Here is an 18,434-nt window from a genome sequence, read left to right as displayed (position 1 = left end):
TCCGTCCCCGGGACGTAAACTGGCCTATGACCGCGATCATTCCCGACCTGATCCGTAAGAAACGCGACGGCCAAGAGCACACCCGCGATGAACTCGAGACCCTGGTGCTGGGGTACACGCGCGGCGACGTGCCCGACTACCAGATGAGCGCGTGGCTGATGGCCGTGTTCCTGCGCGGCATGGCCGAACAGGAAACCGCCGACCTGACCATGGTCATGGCCGAGAGCGGCGACCTGATGAACCTCGGTGACCTGCCCCGCACGGTGGACAAGCACTCCACGGGCGGCGTGGGCGACAAGACCAGCCTGATCCTGACGCCCATGCTGGCCGCGCTGGGCCAGACCGTCGCCAAGATGAGCGGGCGCGGACTGGCCCACACCGGCGGCACCATCGACAAACTGGAGAGTATCCCCGGCTGGACCAGCGAACTGGAGGAAGAACAGTTCCTGACCCAGGCGCGCGAGATCGGCCTCGCCCTGGTCGGCCAGAGCAAGGACCTCGCCCCGGCGGACGGGAAGCTGTACGCGCTGCGGGACGTGACCGCCACCGTGGACTGCCTGCCGCTGATCGCCAGCAGCATCATGAGCAAGAAACTCGCGTCCGGCGCGCACACCGTCGTGCTGGACGTGAAGGTGGGCGCCGGGGCGTTCATGCGCACCCTGGACGCCGGGCGCGGCCTGGCCCGCGCGATGGTGGACATCGGTAACCGCGCCGGGCGGCAGGTGCGCGCCGTGCTGACCGACATGGACACCCCGCTGGGCCACATGGCCGGGAACAGCCTGGAGGTGCTGGAGGCTCTGGCGACCCTGCGCGGCGAGGGACCCACCGACCTGACCGAACTGTGCGTGGCGCTGGCCGTGGAGGCCCTGGCCGCCCAGGGTGAGGACGAAACGGCTGCCGAGGCCCGCGCGCGTGCCACCCTGCAGGACGGCAGCGCCCTGGCGAAATTCCGCGCGTTCATCGCCTCGCAGGGCGGTGACGCCACCTACGTAGACGACATCAGCAAGTTCGACGTGGCGCCCGGCCGGGCCGACGTGACCGCCCCCGAATCCGGGTTCGTGGCGGGCATCGACGCCCTGAGCGTCGGCCGCGCCGTGCTCGTGCTGGGCGGCGGCCGCGAACGTAAGGGCGAGGCCATCGACCACGGCGTCGGCGTGGAACTCCTGCGTAAACCCGGCGAGGCCGTCCAGGCGGGCGAACCCGTCCTGCGCATCTACCACCGTGACGCGCGTGGCCTGGGCGCCGCCACCCGCCTCCTCACCGAGGGCCTGACCATCAGCGCCCAGGCCCCCGCGCCGGAACCGCTGATCCTCGACCGCGTGTTTTAAGGCGATAGTTGATGGTTGATAGAGGGGTTGTCCCTTCCATCAACCATCAACTTTCGACCATCAACGCCTCTTACCGCCTGCCGTAGCCGCTCCCGCCGGGGTTCGTCTCGGGGGTGCTGGTGGTGCGGGCGTCGCCGGTGCCGCCGCCCCGGCCGAAGTCGTTGCGGCCGGACGCGTAGCCGCCCTGGGCGGGCGTGACGGTCGCGCCGAAGCCCTGCACGGGCGCCTGACCGTACCCGGCGGGCATGCTGGCGGCGCCGCCTGCCGTGGCGATGCTGGGGTCGTTGGCGAGTCGGGCGAATTCCTTGCTGTCCACGGCGCGTTCGACGCCCACGTCGAAGGAGATCACGCGGCGGCGGTACAGGTTCGCCAGGAAGGCGTCCATGGTGACCATGCCCTCGCGCGCGCCGGTCTGCATGACGCTGGTGATCTGGAAGGTCTTCCCTTCGCGGATCAGGGCGCGCACGGCCGGGTTCGCGATCAGCAGTTCGTACGCCAGGATGCGGCCCTGCCCGTCCAGGCGGGGCAGCAGCTGCTGCGTCATGACCGCCACGAGGTTGTTCGCGAGCTGCACGCGGATCTGCTCCTGCTGCTCCTCGGGGAACACGTCCACGATACGGTCGATGGATTCCGGCGCGGAGTTCGTGTGCAGGGTGCCCATCACGAGGTGCCCGGTCTCGGCGGCGGTCACGGCGGCCTTGATGGTCTCGTAGTCGCGCATTTCGCCCACGAGGATCACGTCGGGCGCCTGGCGCAGCACGGCGCGCAGCGCGTCGTTGAAGCTCATGGTGTCCGCGCCGACCTCACGCTGGTTGATGATCGACTGCTTGTGCGTGTGCATGAACTCGATCGGGTCCTCGATCGTCATGATGTGCAGTTTCTTGGTGGTGTTGATGTGGTCGATCATCGCCGCGAGCGTCGTGGATTTCCCCGAGCCGGTCGGACCGGTGACGAGCACCAGGCCGCGCGGCGCGTTGGAGATCTCGATGACGTTCGCGGGGAGGCCCATCTCCTGCGCGCTCTTGATCTTGGTGGGGATCAGTCGCAGCACGCCGCCCACGTTGCCGCGCTGCATGAACGCGTTCACGCGGAAACGGGCCTTCTCGCCCAGCGCGAACGAGAAGTCCAGTTCGCGGCGTTCCTCGAAGGTCCGCTGCTGCTTCTCGTTCATCATGGAGTACATCAGTTTGCGGGTGTCGGTCGGGGCGAGTTCCGCGAACCCCTGCGAGTCGTACACGCCCTGCAGCTTGAACTGCGGCGACAGCCCGACGGTGATGATCACGTCGGATGCGCCCTTGTCGGCGGCGAAACGCAGGATATCGGTGATGTCGGCGGCAGGCTGGGTCATACGGGTTACCTCGCGGGTGGAATGGGAGGCTCAGGGTGGGGTGGCGGGGTTACTTACTGGTGACGGCCAGGACCTCTTCCAGGGTCGTGACGCCCTTGAGGGCCTTCTCGATCCCGTCCTGCCGGAGGGTTTTCATGCCGCTCTGGGTCATGGCGACCTCGTTGATCTCGGTGGCGTTCTTTCCCGACCCGATGGCGACGCGCAGCGGCTCGTCGATGACCATCAGTTCATGGATGCCCATGCGGCCTTTGTAGCCGGTCCCGCCGCAGCGGTTGCAGCCCGCGCCACGCATCAGCTGCGCGCCGCGCAGGTCGCGTTCGGTGATGCCCAGGCGGCGCAGGACGTCCGGGTCGGCGTTCGTGGGGGCCTTGCAGTCCGGGCAGACCTTGCGCACGAGGCGCTGCGCGACCACACCCACGACGGCCGCGCCGATGTTGAAGTGCTCGACGCCCATCTCCTCCAGTCGCACGATGGCGCCCGGCGCGTCGTTGGTGTGCAGCGTCGCCAGCACCAGGTGGCCGGTCAGGGCGGCTTCCACGGCGATCTTCGCGGTCTCGGTGTCGCGGATCTCGCCCACGAAGATGATGTCCGGGTCCTGGCGCAGGAAGGCGCGCAGCGCGCGGGCGAAGGTCATGCCCGCCGCGTTGTTCACCTGCGACTGCACGATGCCCGGAATCTCGTACTCGACCGGGTCCTCGATGGTCGTGGTGTTCTTCTCCGGCACCGCGATGCGCTTCAGGGTCGAGAAGGAGGTGAAGGATTTCCCTGAACCCGTGGGGCCGGTCACCAGGAAGATGCCGTTGGGTTTGTGAATGGTGTCCAGGTACCGCTGATAGTTGTGCTCGGAAAAGCCCAGCTGCTCGACTTCCGGGATGTTGCTGGCCTTCTGCAGCAGACGCATGACGGCCTTCTCGCCGTACACGGTGGGCAGCGTGGAGAGTCGCAGGTCGAGGTCGATGCTGCCCTTCTTGAAGCGGATGCGGCCGTCCTGCGGCACGCGCCGCTCGCTGATGTCCAGGTGCCCCATGATCTTCAGACGGGCCGAGATGCTCTGCGCGCTGCCCCTGGGCAGGTCGTTCTGCTCGCGCAGCACCCCGTCGATGCGGTAGCGGATCTTCAGGGACGTCTCGGTCGGCTCGATGTGGATGTCGCTGGCCTCCTGCAGCGCCGCCTCGCGGATGATGTTGTCCACGACGCGGACCACGGCGTTGTCGTCCAGTCCGGCCGAGAGGTCCTCGGCGTCCTGGCGTTTGTTGGCGGTCTCGCGGTCCTTGCTTTCCTTGGCGAGCTGCTGGTTCAGGTTCGCCATGTCCTGACTGCCGAAGTACCGCTCGATCAGGCGCGTGATGTCCTTCTCGGACATGACGGCCGGAATCACGTCACGGCCCGTGATCAGTTTCAGGTCGTCCAGCGCGAACACGTTGCGCGGGTCCTTCATCGCCACGACCAGCGACTCGCCCTGGAGCCGCACCGGCACCACGCCGTAGCGGCGCGCGGTGGATTCGGGAATCATCAGCGCGACCTTATTGTCGGGCGGGTTCTGGACGGGATCCAGGAACTCGTAGCCGAGCTGCGCGGCCAGCGAGCGGGCCAGCATCTCCGGGCTGAGCTTCCCGGACTGCACCAGCGTGTCCTCCAGGCGGCCGCCCCCGGCGTTCTGCTTCTGCAGGGCGGTGTCGATCTCGTCGGCCGCGGCGAAGCCCAGTTCGACGATCACCTCGCCCAGCGGCTTGACGCGGCCCTCGCGGGCCTGCACCTGCAGCGCCTCGCGCAGCTGCTCGCGCGACAGGGTGCCCTGCTGCACCATCTGCTCGCCCAGCCGTCCGCGCTGCGGGTAGAAGCGCTCGATCAGCGTCTCGATGTCGCGCGGTTTGGCCAGCACCAGCTGCACGGGCCGGCCCACCAGCGCCTCGATGTCCTCCAGCTTGCGGGGGTCACTGGCGACCACCGTCACGCCGTGATCGGTTTCGTCGACCGGGACTGCCGTCAGGCGCAGCGCGTCGGCGCGCAGCATGCTGCCCAGCACGTCCTCGCTGGGCTGGAAGTCGCGCGGGTTGCGCAGGTACACCGCGCCGGTCTGCTCGGCCAGTACCTCGTACAGCTGGTCCTCGCCGATGATCCGCTGCGCGATCAGGGTCGCGCCCAGCGGCTCGCCGGTCTGCTGCTGCGCGTCGAGCGCCACCTGCAGCTGCGCGTCGCTGATCAGGCCGCGCGCGATCAGCCGCTGGCCCAGCATGCCGCCCGCCGGGCCGCCCTCCGCCTCGGCGGGCAGGTCGGCCGTCAGGTTCAGTTCCGGGTAGAACGTGGCGATCGCCCACATGATCTGGTCGCGCAGCGCCTGGTACACCTCGATGTTCAGGCCGCTGTCGTCCTCGAGGGCCTCGATGGCCATGCTCGAGAGTGGATCCACGATGGCTACGCGCAGCGTCTGCCCTTCCAGCGCGAAGGGGAACGCGTGGTGCTGTAGCGCCGTCTGGGCGCGCACGGCCTGCAGGGCGGGCGGTTCGGGGTTCACGACCAGCAGGTTCACGAGCGGAATGCCGAGCGCTTCCTCGATGGCGCGCGCGATGCGTTTCTCGCCGACCAGACCGGAGTCGATCAGGATCTCCGCGAGGCGCCCGCCGACCTCGGCGTGGCGGACCAGGGCTTTTTGCAGGTCCGTGTCGTTCACGTACCCCTGTTCGAGCAGAATGGCGCCCAGGCGCCGGTCACCGATAGAAAGAGCCATTGCGTGTCAGTCTCCTTGCGTGAGGGAAATGGGGAGCGTCATCAGTACTGCCAGTCGTGCCCGTAGCGTTTCAGGACCGCGCGTTCCAGTCGACGGGCGACGCGCGTATGAGGTAGGGCGTTCGTGGCCAGGGGTCGCACCAGAATAGTGTGCATTCCGCTGAGGTTGCCGCCCAGGATGTCCGTGAACAGTTGGTCGCCCACCATGCCCACCTGCTGGGGCGGGAGGTGCAGTTCGCGCAGGGCGCGGCGGAACGCGCGCGGGTTGGGTTTCCCGGCCAGTCCGACCCCCTGGAATTCCAGACGTTCCAGCCAGAACGCGGCGCGTTTCCCGGTGGCGTTGCTCAGGAGGTACAGGCCCACCCCGGCCAGTTTCAGGTCCCGCACCCACGCCAGGGTCTGCGCGACGCCCTGTCCGTCGTAACTGCCGTACGGGACCAGGGTGTTGTCGAGGTCCAGCAGCAGCCCGTGCAGGCCGCGGTCCGCGAGGAATTCCGGGGTGATGTGCGTGACGTGGTCGATCACGTCCGCCGGGCGCAGCAGGCTCACGCCGTGACCCCGGGGCGGCCGATCACGGCCCACATGCGCCCCGTGACGCCCGCGTCGCGCCGGAACGAGTAGAAGTCTGTTTCCGTGGAGCAGCGTCCGCTGGCCCACACCTGCTGCTCGGGCACGCCCGCCGCGAGCAGCACGGCGCGGTTCGCGCCCATCAGGTCCAGGTGCGGGCCGTCCGGGCCGGGCTGCACGAACGCGCCCAGGTCTGCCTCCCGGAAGGCGTCCCCGACGCCCTGGCCCACCGGGTACGCGGCGGCGCAGATGCCCGGCCCGACCGCCGCGCGGATCCGCTCCGGACGGGCGCCCAGCTCGGTCATGGCCTGCACGGTCCGCGCGCCGATGCGGCCCAGCGTGCCCTTCCATCCGGCGTGCGCGGCGCCCAGCACCCCCGCCTCGGGGTCCTCGAGCAGCAGCGGGTAGCAGTCGGCCGTGCCGATCGCCAGCAGCACGCCCGCCTCCCCGGTCACCAGTGCGTCCCCGGTCCAGTGGCCGCCGCCGGTCACGGTCACCACCTCGGTCCCGTGCACCTGCGTCAGGCGCGCCACCTGCGCGGGCGTGAAGCCCAGCGCCCCGGTCAGTCGCGCGCGGTTCTCGTGCACGGCCTGTGGGTCATCCTCGCGGTCGTCGAGGTTCAGGCCGGTGTAGGGGCCGCCCGAAACGCCACCCTGACGCGTCGTGAACGCGTGCGGCGCCCTCAGGTGCGGCGCGTGAAGCAACATCAGCCCAGTATCCCGTGTCATGTCTCACCGGATTCTGACGCTTTTCGCACTCTGAACACCGTGAAGTGTCACGCCCAGCCCGATTTTTTGCACCCGCATCAGCGCCGCCGGGCGCGGGATTGCTAGAGTCCCCCGCATGGTGCAGATTGACCTGAGTGACAAGACCGCCCTGGTGATGGGCGTCGCGAACGCCCGCAGCCTCGGCTGGGCCATCGCCGAGCAGCTCCTCGCCTCCGGGTGCCGCGTGGGCTTCTCCTACCAGGGCGAACGCCTCAGGAGCGAACTCGACAAGCTCCTGACCGGCCGTGACGGCGTGTGGTCCCAGCAGGCCGACGCGACCAGCGAAGCAGACCTGACCGCCCTGTTCGCCCGCGTGAAGGAGGAATTCGGGCACCTCGACTACCTGATCCACTCCATCGCGTTCGCGCCCCGCACCGCCATGGACGGCCGCTTCCTCGACACCACCGAGGCCGACTGGAACACCGCCCTGAACGTCAGCGCGTACACCCTTGTCTCCACTGCCCGCCACGCCGAACCGCTGCTGCGCCCGGGTGCCAGCATCGTCAGCCTCACGTACCACGCGTCGCAGAAGGTCGTGCCCAAGTACAACGTCATGGGCGTCGCCAAGGCCGCGCTGGAGGCCACCACCCGCTACCTCGCCAGCGAGATGGGGGCGGCGGGCGTGCGCGTGAACACCATCAGCGCCGGACCCATGCGGACCATCGCGGCGCGCAGCATCCCCGGCTTCGGCGGGATGTTCGAGAAGGCCGCCGAGGCCGCCCCGCTGGGCCGCAACGCCACCCCCGACGAGGTCGGCAAGCTGGCCCTGTTCCTGCTGAGCGACCTGGGCAGCGGCGTGACCGGGCAGACCGTGTACGTGGACGCGGGCTCGAGCATCATGGCCATGAAGGTCGACCAGAGCAGCTGAGCGCCGCCTCCCTCAGGGCCGACCGTCCAGTGGGGAGGTCGGCCCTGAGCCTGTTCAGGTGCTCGTGTCCTGTTCCCGCTGGCGGTACGTCTCGCCCCAGGCGAGCATGGCGCGCACGATGGGTTCCAGCGTCTGGCCCAGCGGGGTCAGCGAGTACTCCACCTTGGGGGGAACCTGTGGGTAGACCTCGCGGTGCACGAGGCCGTCGGCTTCGAGTTCGCGCAGTTGAAGGGTCAGGATGCGCTGCGTGACGCCCGGCATGCGCCGCTGGAGTTCCGAGAAGCGGCGCGGCCCGCCCAGCAGGTGGTACACCGCCACGGCCTTCCACTTCCCGCCGATCACGGACACGGTGGTCGTGACGGCGCAGGTGGGGGGCGGCTCGGTGGGGGAGAGGTGCGGGGCGGGGGCGGTCATGAGGCCAGGATAGCCTTCGACAGTTCCCAGAATGTGCGTACCTATCGAATCTGTACGTACTTGGCAATGCGTGGGTACCCTGGCACACTGGGGGCACCGCAGGGGGGAGCCGCCCGCCTGCCTCAACCTCCCCATTCGGACCGGCGGGCGTTCCAGCCCCGCCGCAGGAGCACCCATGTCCACTGCCCTTCCCCAGACCATGACCGTGATCGAACTCGCGCAGCCCGGCGGGCCCGAGGTGCTGCGCCCTGCCGTCCGCCCCGTCCCCACGCCCGGCCTGGGCGAGGTGCTCGTGCGCGTGCGGGCCGTGAGCATCAACCCGGTGGACACCAAGGTCCGCGCCAATGGCCCGCTGCCGACGCTGCCCGCCGTGCTCGGCTGGGACGTGTCCGGCGAGGTGGTCGCGGTGGGACCCTTCGTGCGGGACTTCGTGCCCGGCGACGAGGTGTTCGGCATGCTGGCCTTCCCCGAGCAGCCCGGCGCGTACGCCGAGTACGTGCTGGCCCGCGCCGGCGACATTGCCCGCAAGCCCGCCGCGCTGAGCCACGAGGACGCCGCCGCCATGACCCTGGCCGCCCTGACCGCCGAGCAGGCGCTGGACACCATGGACCTGCGGGCCGGGCAGCGCATCCTGATCCACGCGGGGGCCGGGGGCGTCGGGCACTACGCGGTGCAGCTGGCCCGTGCGCGCGGCGCGCACGTGATCGCCACCGCGTCCGCACCAAACGTGGAGTTCGTGCGGTCGCTGGGTGCCGACGAGGTCATCGACTACCGCGCCCGACCCTTCGAGGATCAGGTGCAGGGCGTGGACGCTGTGCTGGACACCGTGGGCGGCGACACCGCCGACCGGTCGCTGCCGCTGGTGCGGCCCGGCGGGTGGGTGGTGTCCATCGCCGCGCAGCCCGACGCGGCGCGGGCGCAGGCGCTGGGCGTGCACGCCACCCGCATCCTGGTGTTCCCGTCCCGCGCGCAGCTGAACGACCTGGCGAAGCTGGTGGAGGCTGGGCAGCTGCGCTCGCACGTCAGCCGCACCTTCCCGCTGGCGCAGGTCGCGGACGCGCACCGCGCGCAGGAGACGGGCCGCACCGTCGGCAAACTGGTTCTGACCGTCCCCTGAGTGGGAGGGCGTGCAGGACGGGGCAGACCGTCAGCCGGACTGCCGTCCTGACGGGCGCGCGCCCGGTATCCTGGGGTATGAACCTGTCCGCGCACGCCCTGCTGCTGCTGAACGCGCAGCGTCACGACCTGAACGACCGGCCCGACGAGCGGGCGGTGGCGCGCGACTGGGCGCACCACGTGGACGAGGCCCGCGCGCAGGGCTGGGTGGTGGCGTTCGTGCAGTGGGACGCCCCCCACGGCGCGGACTGGGACACCTTCTCGAAGGAGTGGACGCTGCACCCCGACTTCCGCGCCGAGCAGGGCGACGTGCTGGTCCGCGCCGAGATGCCCGACGCGTTCGAGGGCAGCGAACTGGCCGCGCAGCTGCACGCCCGCGCCGTGCAGAGCCTGCACCTGCTCGCCCTGAGTGGCACGCCCGCCCTGGACGCCACGCTGGCCTCGGCGGAGGCGCAGGGCTTCCGGATCGAATCGCTGGAAGTTCCCGCGTGAACCTGGAGTACACGCTGGACGTGCTGGTGCGGCTGCTCGCCACGCCCAGCCCCACGGGCTTCACGGACGCGGCGGTCACGCTGCTGGAGCAGGAGCTGCAGGCGCTGGGCGTCGCGGCGCAGCGGACCCGCAAGGGCGCCCTGACCTGGGAGGTCGCCGGGACCGGCGAGGGGCACGTGACGTTCAGCGGGCACGTGGACACGCTGGGCGCGATGGTCAAGGGCGTGAAGGACAGCGGGCGGCTGCGGCTGTGGCCGCTGGGCGGCTACGACTGGGCGACCGTGGAGGGCGAGGACGTCCTCGTGCACACCCAGGCGGGCCGCACCCTGACCGGGACGGTCGTGAACGTCCGTCAGAGCACCCACGTGCACGGCGCGGCCCTGCGCGACCTGAAACGCGACGCGGCCGTCATGGAGGTCCGCCTGGACGAGGCGGTCTCCAGCGACCGGGACGTTCGCGCGCTGGGCGTGCAGGAGGGCGACTTCGTGAGCTTCGACGCGCGCCCCCGCGTGACCGCGAGCGGGTACGTGAAGGCCCGCCACCTCGACAACAAGGCGGCGGTCGCGGTGTTCCTGGCGGTCACCCGCGAACTGCTCGCTGCGCCTGCGCCCATCACGGCGTCCTTCCACGTCACCACCTACGAGGAGGTCGGGCACGGCGCCGCCACCGGCATCCCCGCCCACACCGACGCGCTGATCGCCGTGGACATGGCAGCCGTCGGGGACGGGCAGACCAGCAGCGAACACCGGGTGTCGCTGTGCGTCGCGGACGGCGGCGGGCCGTACGACCACGCGCTCGGCAACCGCCTGCGCGCCGCCGCCCGCTCGGCGGGCCTGGACCTGCGGGTGGACATCTACCCGTACTACGCCTCGGACGGCACCGCCGCGTGGCGCGCGGGCGGGGACTACCCAGTCGCGCTGATCGGGCCGGGCGTGGACGCCAGCCACGCCTACGAACGGACGCACACCGACGCGCTGCGCGCCACGGGCGACCTGATGCTCGCCTACCTGCGCGCGTAACGCCGCAGGGCTCAGCTTGCGGGATCGTCCTGCGGAACGCTCTCCGGCGCGGTGTGGTCCAGGGTGTCGGTCCGCACCCCGCCGTCCGGGATGGGCAGCCCGTTCTCGTGCAGGAGGTACGCGGTGACGTCCAGGACCTCCTGGGCGCTGAGGGTGCCGCGGCGGTCGTACGGCATGGTGTCGCGGATCAGGTCGTGCAGCGCGCGGGGCGGCAGCGGGCGGTACAGCGTGTGGAAGTCCTCGCCGCTAAGGGCCATGGCGCTGACGCCCTCCAGGCGGTCGCCGTGGCACATGGCGCAGGCCAGGACGTAGGTGGTCTCGCCGCGTGCGATCTGCTCGGTCAGGGCGGCGCCCGGCGTGGCTGGTGTGGTCGGGGCCGGGGTGGTGGCCGCCAGGGCACTCAGGGAGGCCAGCAGAGGCAACAGGAGCAGGGCGGGGGCGCGCACGTCGGGCACTCTAGCGGAGGTGGGGTGCGGGGTGGATGAACCGGGTACACTGGCCGGAAAAGATGTATACAATCCTGGCTTGTCCCTGTAAGCTGGACGCGTGCTCTCTCTTCAGAAGGCGGCGAACATCCTGGGTGCATTCAGCGCCGAACAACCCGAATGGGGCGTGCGCGCCCTCGCCGCGCACCTGGGCGTCCCCCGCGCCACCGCCCACGCGTACCTCGCCGGACTGACCGAGGCCGGATTCCTGCGCCGCACCCCCGCCGGGAAATACCGCCTCTCCTGGCACATCGCCGAGATGGGCGCCCAGCTCACCTCCTCGCTGCCCTGGTTCCAGGAAGCCCGCGCCCTGATCACCCGGCTGGCGCTGGAAGTCCGCGCCGTGGCGTTCCTGTGCATCCTGGAAGGCGAGGAGGTCGTCGCCGCCATCCGCGAACGCCACCCGGACGCCGACATCGACCTGCCCCTGGACATCTACCTGCCGGCCACCGCCACCGCCAGCGGCAAGATCCTCTACGCGCACGCCGACATCACCCCCCGCACCTTCGCCGCGTGCACGCCCAGCTCCATCACCAGCCTGGACGAGTGGCGCACCGAGGTCGCCAAGGTCAAACGCCTCGGGTACGCGTACTCCATCGAGGAATGGGTCCCCGGCCAGTGCACCCTGGGCGTGCCCTACCACGCGCTGCACACCGCGCACGGCGACACCGACACGGTGGTGGCCGCCATCGGCGTGCAGATGAGCGCCCAGCGTTACCTGCGCGAGGAACGCCACATCCGCGAACGCGTCGTGCAGATCGTCCGTGAGGCCGAAGCCCTCCCGTAACCCACACCCAACCCAGCGCGCCGCCCGGAATTCAGTGCCGGGCGGCGCGCTGCGCTGTTCAGATGGACTCCGTCTGTGTGGCCGACCGACCCGAACCCATTTCTCTCCTGATCGCTCTGCTGCGCAGCTTTGCGAAGTCCGGATCACTCCTCGTTCAGTTCACCCGTGCGGGGCACCAGAGTCCAGTCCGTGACCGCCCAGCCCTGGGCGCCCCGCGTGAGATTCACGATCATCGTGAAGCGCTCCCCCAGCACGTACTCGCTGTCCGTGTCCGCGTCCGTGAAGCCCACCGTGGTCGTCATGACCGCTTGCGCCCGCGTGGTCGTGTCCGTCAGCAGTCGCAGGGAGCTGAACGTGAAGTTCCCCAGCCGCGCCAGCGCGAACGCCCCCTGGCCCTTCCAGCCCGTCAACCACGGCTGGGCGCGGGTCACGGCCGCCTGCACGCGCCGCCGCACCTCGGCCTGCTGCTCGGGCGTGCGTTTCACGTCCTGGTACTGCGCCGCCACGTGCCCCGCCAGCGCACTCAGGTCGCCCAGCAGGCGCGCCGTGACGCCCAGCGCGTCGTCCTTCAGTTCCGTCATGCCGCCGGCCGACACGCGCACCGGCAGGTACCGCACGCTGCCGCTGCGCGTGTCCCGCAGCAGCGCGTCATCCCGGCCCGACGCCCGGCGCACCGTCGTGGACGGCCACACCGGCACGACCGGCTCGCCGTACCGGTCACGGGTGACGGGCACGCTCAGCAGCGCGGGACCCGCCACCACCTCTGACCCCTGCACCCGGTACAGGCGCAGCGTCGCTCCCTCCCGGCCGACCACCTGCCCCAGGTACGCCCTCGCGCCCGGCGCGAGGAACGCCCCGCCGATCCCGCCCCGCTGCGCGTCCGCGTTCACCCCGGCCCGCGTCGGCCAGTCCCACAGCCCGAAATCCGAGAGGTCCTGCGCCACGTCCGGCCCGTAGTTCGCCAGCCAGTCACGGTAGGGGGGCTTCAGGCCCTGCGCCCACGCGTCCGCCGCCGCCCCGCCGCGCGTGATGAGCCGCGTGGCGTACTCGGCCAGCACCCCACCACCGAACAGCTGATCGCCGGGCCGCGTCAACGAGTACGACTCCATGAACGCCGGGAACGCCCGCGTGTTCTCCACGAACCGCGCCCCGCCCGGCGTGGGCAGCAGCGAGTACACCACCGGCAGCGGCGCACTCTCCGCGAAACTCATCCCGTACCCGTACGCGAACCGCCAGTCCGACCCGATCAACTCCAGCGGCCCCCGCCCGTCCAGCTGCTGCGCGTCCAGCGAATCACTGTGCGCGCTGAACGCCGTCAACAGCTTCCGGGGCGGGCTGGTCAGCGAGTACAGGTGATGCGTGAAACAGCAGTGCGCGCCGCCCGAGAAGCCCGCCAGCAGCACCTCCGGCACGCCGTCCCCCGTCACATCCCGGCACCAGTCCACGCCCACCATCGTGTCCGTGACGGTCGCGTACGTCACGCCCGCCCGCGACAGGGTCACGCGGTCCTCCGGGTCCTCGAAGCCGTTCTCCACGGTCTTCACGGTGTACGCCCCGCAGGTGCTCAGGGTCGTCTTCAGGGGCTGGGCACTCTGGGCATGCACAGGGGACAGGAGCAGCAGGGCAGGCAGGGACAGCAGCAGGGCGCGATTCATGGAAACCTCCGGAGCAAGAGAAACGAAGCCGCACGGAAACGGATGTTGAACCGTTCAGAGGGCATCGAAGAGTCGGGCAAGCACATGATGTGGCATGGGTAATCCAGGACCGAATTGATTCCTGAAGAGTCGACCGTGGAGATCTTCCCGTTCGCCGCAGGGAATGAAGAGACTCAGCACCTCGTCCTGGCGCTCCTGCGCCAGACGCTGCCAGAGAGACTGAGTGATGAATAGCGGGCCGCCGTCGGTGATCTGGACAGCTGGAAAGTGGGCGATTCTGTGAAATTCCAAGGTTCTGGCATTCCCCATGTAATCGGAAGGGTGGTGATCGCCCGCCGTGAAAAGGAGTAACGGACTGAATGCATCCACGAGGAGTCGCAGGAGCCTGAAAGCCGCCCCGTTGGTGTCGCCGCACATGTCAGGAATCAGCGGTACCGACACAGTTAGACAGAGCCGATCTTTGCGGGCCAGGACTTCCGATAACCGGTAGTCCTCCAGGCGGAACGTGACTCCGATCTGGTCTTCAGGGCGCTTGAGCCAGAGCTGGAAGGACGCCTCCTCATCGGTGTACAGGTCGGCCAGGAGGTGGCCGGGCGTCTGAGAGATGCGTGTCGCCACATCAAGGATTTCCGGGATGGAATTCCGGTCACGCAAGGTATCGGCTGCATCGTCGAAATACCAATCGGCAATCAATTCCCTGCCGTAGCTGTTCAGAAGGTGCTCAAGGCCGCCTGCAAGAGCAGGACGCTCTGTGATGAGGATCACGTGGTGCGGGACGCGGGACATGGGCAGTTCCTCCAAGGTTCAGCTGGCCTGTGGGGCTCTGGAAGGCGTGTGCCCTCATCTTCGCCCGTCTGGACGGGGAAGGCCAGCCCTGCTTTCGTGCGGGGTGCGGGCGGTGTACACTCGCCGCACAGTCACCAGGGGTGCCGACCGTCAACAGGGTCGGCTGAGAGAACACCGTGTTCAACCCTAGGAACCTGATCTGGTTCATACCAGCGGAGGGAGCGTGACGGGTGCCGAAACGTCTTTGCGTGTTTCGCCCCCCTCCGACGCGTGAGGGGGGCGTTTTTTTATTGCGAATCCACTGACCTGACCCGACCTGACGGGCGGCCCTGACAGTCGCCCCCCCAGCTCCGGACGCCCTCGCGGGTGCCCGGCGGCTCCGTCCTGTTCCCAATTGCCCGGAGTGTTCATGACCACCCTGACCCCACCCCCGACCGAAGCCCTGACGATTCTCGACCCGGAGCTGACCGCGCCGTTCCCGAACAGCGAGAAGGTGTACCTGAGCGGCACCATTCATGCCGGGGTGCGGGTGCCCGCGCGGCGCATCCGGCAGTCGCCGACCCTGGAACGCGTGGGTGACCTGACCCGCAGCGTGCCGAACCCGGCGGTTCTCGTGCCGGACACGAGCGGGCCGTACACGGACGCCCGCCTGAGCGTGGACCTACGCGCCGGGCTGGGGCACGCGCGCCCCTGGCTGGCCGGGGACGCCCGGCTGGAACTGGCGCGGGAGCGGCACCACCCGGCGCTGGACGTCAGTGGCCCGCTGCCGTTCCCGCGCGTGCCCCGCCCGCGCCGCGCCCGCCCCGGCACGGGCATCACGCAGCTTCAGGCGGCACGGCGCGGCGAGATCACCCCGGAGATGGAATTCGTCGCCCTGCGCGAACAGTTGCGGCAGGAGGCGGATTTCGACCTGACGCACCAGCACCCCGGTCAGGCCTTCGGGGCCGCCATCCCGCGTGAGATCACGCCGGAATTCGTCCGGTCGGAGGTCGCGCGGGGCCGCGCGGTGATCCCCGCGAACATCAACCACCCGGAACTCGAACCCACCGTGATCGGGCGGAATTTCCGCGTGAAGATCAACGCGAACCTCGGCACCAGCATCGTCACCAGCTCCATCGAGGAGGAGGTCGGGAAGATGATCTGGGCGACCCGCTGGGGCGCGGATACGGTCATGGACCTGTCCACCGGGCGGCACATCCACCCCACCCGCGAGTGGATCGTGCGCAGCAGCGCCGTGCCCGTGGGCACCGTGCCGATCTATCAGGCGCTGGAAAAGGTGGGCGGCGTGGCCGAGGACCTCACCTGGGACGTGTACCGCGACACGCTGATCGAACAGGCCGAGCAGGGCGTGGACTACATGACCGTCCACGCCGGCGTGCGGCTGGCGCACCTGCCGCTGACCGCGCGGCGCCGCACCGGGATCGTGTCGCGCGGCGGGAGCATCCTCGCGAAGTGGTGCCTCGCGCATCACCGCGAGAACTTCCTGTACACGCACTTCGCGGACATCTGCGAGCTCCTCGCCGCGTATGACATCACCTTCAGCCTCGGGGACGGCCTGCGCCCCGGCAGCGTCGAGGACGCGAACGACGCCGCGCAGTTCGCGGAACTCGACACGCTGGGCGAACTCACCCGCGTCGCGTGGGACCACGGCGTGCAGACCATGATCGAGGGCCCCGGCCACGTCCCCATGCAGCTCATCCGCGAGAACATGACCCGCCAGCTGGACGTGTGCCAGGAGGCGCCGTTCTACACGCTGGGGCCGCTCACGACCGACATCGCGCCCGGCTACGACCACATCACGTCCGCGATCGGCGCGGCGCAGATCGCGTGGTACGGCACCGCCATGCTGTGTTACGTCACCCCGAAGGAGCACCTGGGCCTCCCGGACCGGCAGGACGTGCGTGACGGCGTGATCGCGTACCGCATCGCCGCGCACGCCGCCGACCTCGCCAAGGGCCATCCCGGCGCGCAGGCCCGCGACAACGCCCTGAGCAAGGCCCGGTTCGAGTTCCGCTGGGAGGATCAGTTCAACCTGTCCCTGGACCCGCTGAAGGCCCGCGCGCTGCACGACGAGACGCTGCCCGCCGACGCGGCGAAGACCGCGCACTTCTGCTCCATGTGCGGCCCGCACTTCTGCTCCATGAAACTCAGCCACGACCTGCGCGCCCCCGACGTGCTGGCCGGACTGGAGGAGAAAGCCCGCGAGTTCCGCGCGCTGGGCGGAGAGGTGTACGTGCCCCGCCAGGAACACGGGCCGGAGGGGGAGGCGTGACGCTCGGCCAGCTGTACCTCGTCGCCACGCCCCGCGCCGGGCAGGCCGATGCGGACTTCCTGGCGCGGGTGGCCGCTGCGATGGATGGCGGTGTGGACACGCTGCAACTGCGCTGCAAGGACTGGGAGGCCACCCCCTACATCGCGCTAGGTGAGCGGGTGGCGGCGCTGGCCCGTGCGCGCGGCGTGCCGTTTTTCATCAACGACCGCGTGGACGTCGCCGCCGCGTGCGGGGCGGACGGCGTGCACCTGGGGCAGGGGGACCTGCCGCCCGCCTGGGCGCGGAAGCTCGCGCCGGGGCTGATGCTGGGCCGCAGCACCCACGCCCCCGCGCAGGCGCACGCCGCGCTGGCCGACGCGCCAGCGTACATCGCTGCCGGGCCAGTGCACGCCACGCCGACCAAACCGGGCCGCGCGCCCGCCGGACTGGCCTACGTGCGCGCGGTGGCCGCGCTGAACCCGCCGCTGCCCTGGTACGCCATCGGCGGGATCGACGCTTCGAACGTCCACGAGGTGCTGGCCGCCGGGGCGACCCGCGTGGCGGTCGTCCGCGCCGTGCTGGATGCCCGCGACCCCGCGCAGGCCGCGTCGGACCTGCTGGGGGCGCTGCGGGGGGTGCCCGCGTGACCCGCCCCGCCACCCTGACCGTGAACGGTGAGGCGCGGCCACTCACGCCCGGCCTGACCCTGCACGCCCTGCTGCGCGACCTGAACGTCGACCCGGCGCGCGTCGCGGTGGGCGTGAACGACGACGTGTATCCCGGCGCCCGCGCGCCGCACCGCACCCTGGAGGCCGGAGATGTCATCGAGATCGTCCGCGTCATCGGTGGGGGCTGACGGTTCCGGGGCAGCGTGGGCCGTCAGGCCCTCTGCCCCCGAGCGGAGCGAGCAGGAACAGGTGCGGGTTCTGCGGAATAGAGAACCTGCGCGTCCATTCACCGGAGGTTCGTCATGAAGCAGCATCCGCACACGCCCGACCCCTTCACCCTCGGCGGCAAGGTGTTCACCTCGCGCCTGATGACGGGCACGGGCAAGTTCACGGATTTCGGCGTGATGCGCGAGGCGCTGGCCGCGAGCGGGTCGCAGATCGTGACCGTCGCCATCCGCCGCGTCGAACTGCGGGCACCGGGGCACGACGGCCTGCTCGACGCGCTGGACTGGGACGCCCTGCAACTCCTGCCGAACACCGCCGGGTGCCGCACCGCCGACGAGGCGCTGCGCGTGGCGCGGCTGGCGCGCGTGGCGACCGGCGTGAACTGGATCAAGCTGGAGGTCATTCCCGACGCCCGCTACCTGCTGCCCGACCCCGTGGGCACGCTCCGCGCGGCCGAGGCGCTGGCCGCGGACGGGTTCACGGTGCTGCCGTACATGCAGGCGGACGCGGTGCTGGCCCGCGCGCTGGAGGACGCCGGGTGCGCCGCCGTGATGCCCCTGGCGAGCCCCATCGGTTCCGGGCGGGGCCTGCGCAGTCCTGAGCTGCTGCGCACCGTGCTGGACGGCGCGCGCGTGCCCATCGTCGTGGACGCGGGCCTGGGTGTCCCGAGCGACGCGGCGCAGGCGCTGGAACTCGGCGCGGACGCCGTGCTGGTGAACACCGCGATTGCCGAGGCGCGCGACCCGGTCGGCATGGCCCACGCCTTCGCGCTGGGCGTGCAGGCGGGCCGCGCGGCGTTCCTGGCCGGGCGCATGCCGGAACGCGCGCACGCCAGCCCCAGCAGTCCCACGGGCGGGGTGGTGCGCCTGCCCGACCCGGAGGTGCCCGTGTGACCTGCCTGGACGTGTTCTCGCCCCTCTCCCTTGAGGGG

18 protein-coding genes and 1 riboswitch are annotated in these 18,434 nt (G+C 70.3%); of the genes, 10 read left to right on the top strand and 8 right to left on the bottom strand.

Annotated features, from left to right (window positions below; translation table 11 throughout):
• Positions 1–26: 26 nt before the first annotated feature.
• Entirely contained in the window at positions 27–1,328 is a 1,302-nt protein-coding gene (locus tag IEY69_RS13850) for a thymidine phosphorylase (RefSeq protein ID WP_189073745.1), read from the top strand.
• 70 nt (positions 1,329–1,398) lie between these two features.
• Here IEY69_RS13850 and IEY69_RS13845 read toward each other — a convergent pair whose 3' ends face one another.
• The 4 genes from IEY69_RS13845 to pgeF are packed head-to-tail and all read right to left on the bottom strand — an operon-like array spanning position 1,399 to position 6,677.
• Positions 1,399–2,676, bottom strand: a complete 1,278-nt coding sequence (locus IEY69_RS13845; protein ID WP_189073744.1) for a type IV pilus twitching motility protein PilT — start codon at positions 2,674–2,676, stop codon at positions 1,399–1,401.
• A 49-nt stretch (positions 2,677–2,725) separates the two neighbouring features.
• Positions 2,726–5,404, bottom strand: a complete 2,679-nt coding sequence (locus tag IEY69_RS13840) for a type II/IV secretion system protein (protein ID WP_189073743.1) — start codon at positions 5,402–5,404, stop codon at positions 2,726–2,728.
• Between the two features lie 41 nt (positions 5,405–5,445).
• Positions 5,446–5,952, bottom strand: coding sequence for a YqeG family HAD IIIA-type phosphatase (locus IEY69_RS13835; RefSeq protein WP_189073742.1), 507 nt, complete (start codon positions 5,950–5,952; stop codon positions 5,446–5,448).
• Positions 5,949–6,677, bottom strand: coding sequence for a peptidoglycan editing factor PgeF (gene pgeF / locus IEY69_RS13830; protein WP_229783965.1), 729 nt, complete (start codon positions 6,675–6,677; stop codon positions 5,949–5,951). Before pgeF ends, IEY69_RS13835 begins: the two co-directional genes overlap by 4 nt.
• Before the next feature lie 136 nt (positions 6,678–6,813).
• On the opposite strand from pgeF, the gene IEY69_RS13825 reads away from it, so the two are divergent.
• Positions 6,814–7,605 carry an enoyl-ACP reductase FabI gene (locus IEY69_RS13825; RefSeq protein ID WP_189073740.1) on the top strand — a complete coding sequence of 264 codons (792 nt, stop codon included), beginning with the start codon at positions 6,814–6,816 and terminating at the stop codon, positions 7,603–7,605.
• 54 nt (positions 7,606–7,659) lie between these two features.
• Here IEY69_RS13825 and IEY69_RS13820 read toward each other — a convergent pair whose 3' ends face one another.
• A complete protein-coding gene (locus IEY69_RS13820; RefSeq protein ID WP_189073739.1) occupies positions 7,660–8,019 on the bottom strand; it encodes a winged helix-turn-helix transcriptional regulator in 360 nt (119 codons plus the stop codon).
• Positions 8,020–8,194: 175 nt separating this feature from the next.
• Here IEY69_RS13820 and IEY69_RS13815 point away from each other — a divergent pair, with 175 nt between their 5' ends.
• The 3 genes from IEY69_RS13815 to IEY69_RS13805 all read left to right on the top strand — a co-directional run bounded on the left by IEY69_RS13815 (position 8,195) and on the right by IEY69_RS13805 (position 10,646).
• On the top strand, positions 8,195–9,136 hold the full coding sequence (locus IEY69_RS13815) for an NADP-dependent oxidoreductase (protein WP_229783964.1): 942 nt from the start codon (positions 8,195–8,197) through the stop codon (positions 9,134–9,136).
• Between the two features lie 77 nt (positions 9,137–9,213).
• Positions 9,214–9,627 carry an isochorismatase family protein gene (locus tag IEY69_RS13810; protein WP_189073738.1) on the top strand — a complete coding sequence of 138 codons (414 nt, stop codon included), beginning with the start codon at positions 9,214–9,216 and terminating at the stop codon, positions 9,625–9,627.
• A 2-nt stretch (positions 9,628–9,629) separates the two neighbouring features.
• Complete coding sequence (locus IEY69_RS13805; protein WP_189073815.1) at positions 9,630–10,646, top strand: M42 family metallopeptidase; 1,017 nt, start codon at positions 9,630–9,632, stop codon at positions 10,644–10,646.
• Positions 10,647–10,657: 11 nt separating this feature from the next.
• Here IEY69_RS13805 and IEY69_RS13800 read toward each other — a convergent pair whose 3' ends face one another.
• Positions 10,658–11,092, bottom strand: a complete 435-nt coding sequence (locus IEY69_RS13800) for a c-type cytochrome (protein ID WP_189073737.1) — start codon at positions 11,090–11,092, stop codon at positions 10,658–10,660.
• A gap of 100 nt (positions 11,093–11,192) precedes the next feature.
• Here IEY69_RS13800 and IEY69_RS13795 point away from each other — a divergent pair, with 100 nt between their 5' ends.
• Positions 11,193–11,918, top strand: coding sequence for an IclR family transcriptional regulator (locus IEY69_RS13795; protein ID WP_174367337.1), 726 nt, complete (start codon positions 11,193–11,195; stop codon positions 11,916–11,918).
• Positions 11,919–12,061: 143 nt separating this feature from the next.
• Here IEY69_RS13795 and IEY69_RS13790 read toward each other — a convergent pair whose 3' ends face one another.
• Entirely contained in the window at positions 12,062–13,573 is a 1,512-nt protein-coding gene (locus IEY69_RS13790) for a hypothetical protein (RefSeq protein WP_189073736.1), read from the bottom strand.
• A gap of 54 nt (positions 13,574–13,627) precedes the next feature.
• Positions 13,628–14,359, bottom strand: coding sequence for a hypothetical protein (locus IEY69_RS13785; RefSeq protein WP_189073735.1), 732 nt, complete (start codon positions 14,357–14,359; stop codon positions 13,628–13,630).
• A gap of 126 nt (positions 14,360–14,485) precedes the next feature.
• A riboswitch (TPP riboswitch) is annotated at positions 14,486–14,598 on the top strand.
• Between the two features lie 170 nt (positions 14,599–14,768).
• Between IEY69_RS13785 and thiC the strand changes: the two genes are divergently transcribed.
• The 4 genes from thiC (at position 14,769) to IEY69_RS13765 (ending at position 18,396) form a co-directional block, all read left to right on the top strand.
• Positions 14,769–16,631 carry a phosphomethylpyrimidine synthase ThiC gene (thiC, locus tag IEY69_RS13780; RefSeq protein WP_189073734.1) on the top strand — a complete coding sequence of 621 codons (1,863 nt, stop codon included), beginning with the start codon at positions 14,769–14,771 and terminating at the stop codon, positions 16,629–16,631.
• Complete coding sequence (gene thiE / locus IEY69_RS13775) at positions 16,628–17,257, top strand: thiamine phosphate synthase (RefSeq protein ID WP_189073733.1); 630 nt, start codon at positions 16,628–16,630, stop codon at positions 17,255–17,257. The genes thiC and thiE overlap by 4 nt, the downstream gene beginning before the upstream one ends.
• Positions 17,254–17,466 (top strand): sulfur carrier protein ThiS, encoded by a 213-nt coding sequence (gene thiS, locus IEY69_RS13770; RefSeq protein WP_229783963.1) that lies wholly within the window; start codon positions 17,254–17,256, stop codon positions 17,464–17,466. Before thiE ends, thiS begins: the two co-directional genes overlap by 4 nt.
• A 114-nt stretch (positions 17,467–17,580) precedes the next feature.
• The gene (locus tag IEY69_RS13765; protein ID WP_189073732.1) at positions 17,581–18,396 is read left to right on the top strand and encodes a thiazole synthase; all 816 of its coding nucleotides are present in this window, start codon (positions 17,581–17,583) and stop codon (positions 18,394–18,396) included.
• Positions 18,397–18,434 lie beyond the last annotated feature (38 nt).

It is taken from the genome of Deinococcus sedimenti, assembly GCF_014648135.1.
In the GTDB taxonomy this organism is placed as follows: Bacteria; Deinococcota; Deinococci; order Deinococcales; family Deinococcaceae; genus Deinococcus; species Deinococcus sedimenti.
This window is presented reverse-complemented; position numbering and strand designations above follow the sequence as displayed.

What these genes read in the sequence shown, in the direction of transcription:
- IEY69_RS13850 (WP_189073745.1), top strand. Translation starts at nt 27, where the DNA reads ATGACCGCGATCATTCCCGACCTGATCCGTAAGAAACGCGACGGCCAA.
- IEY69_RS13845 (WP_189073744.1), bottom strand. Translation starts at nt 2,676, where the DNA reads ATGACCCAGCCTGCCGCCGACATCACCGATATCCTGCGTTTCGCCGCC.
- IEY69_RS13840 (WP_189073743.1), bottom strand. Translation starts at nt 5,404, where the DNA reads ATGGCTCTTTCTATCGGTGACCGGCGCCTGGGCGCCATTCTGCTCGAA.
- pgeF (WP_229783965.1), bottom strand. Translation starts at nt 6,677, where the DNA reads ATGTTGCTTCACGCGCCGCACCTGAGGGCGCCGCACGCGTTCACGACG.
- IEY69_RS13825 (WP_189073740.1), top strand. Translation starts at nt 6,814, where the DNA reads ATGGTGCAGATTGACCTGAGTGACAAGACCGCCCTGGTGATGGGCGTC.
- IEY69_RS13820 (WP_189073739.1), bottom strand. Translation starts at nt 8,019, where the DNA reads ATGACCGCCCCCGCCCCGCACCTCTCCCCCACCGAGCCGCCCCCCACC.
- IEY69_RS13815 (WP_229783964.1), top strand. Translation starts at nt 8,195, where the DNA reads ATGTCCACTGCCCTTCCCCAGACCATGACCGTGATCGAACTCGCGCAG.
- IEY69_RS13810 (WP_189073738.1), top strand. Translation starts at nt 9,214, where the DNA reads ATGAACCTGTCCGCGCACGCCCTGCTGCTGCTGAACGCGCAGCGTCAC.
- IEY69_RS13790 (WP_189073736.1), bottom strand. Translation starts at nt 13,573, where the DNA reads ATGAATCGCGCCCTGCTGCTGTCCCTGCCTGCCCTGCTGCTCCTGTCC.
- IEY69_RS13785 (WP_189073735.1), bottom strand. Translation starts at nt 14,359, where the DNA reads ATGTCCCGCGTCCCGCACCACGTGATCCTCATCACAGAGCGTCCTGCT.
- thiC (WP_189073734.1), top strand. Translation starts at nt 14,769, where the DNA reads ATGACCACCCTGACCCCACCCCCGACCGAAGCCCTGACGATTCTCGAC.
- IEY69_RS13765 (WP_189073732.1), top strand. Translation starts at nt 17,581, where the DNA reads ATGAAGCAGCATCCGCACACGCCCGACCCCTTCACCCTCGGCGGCAAG.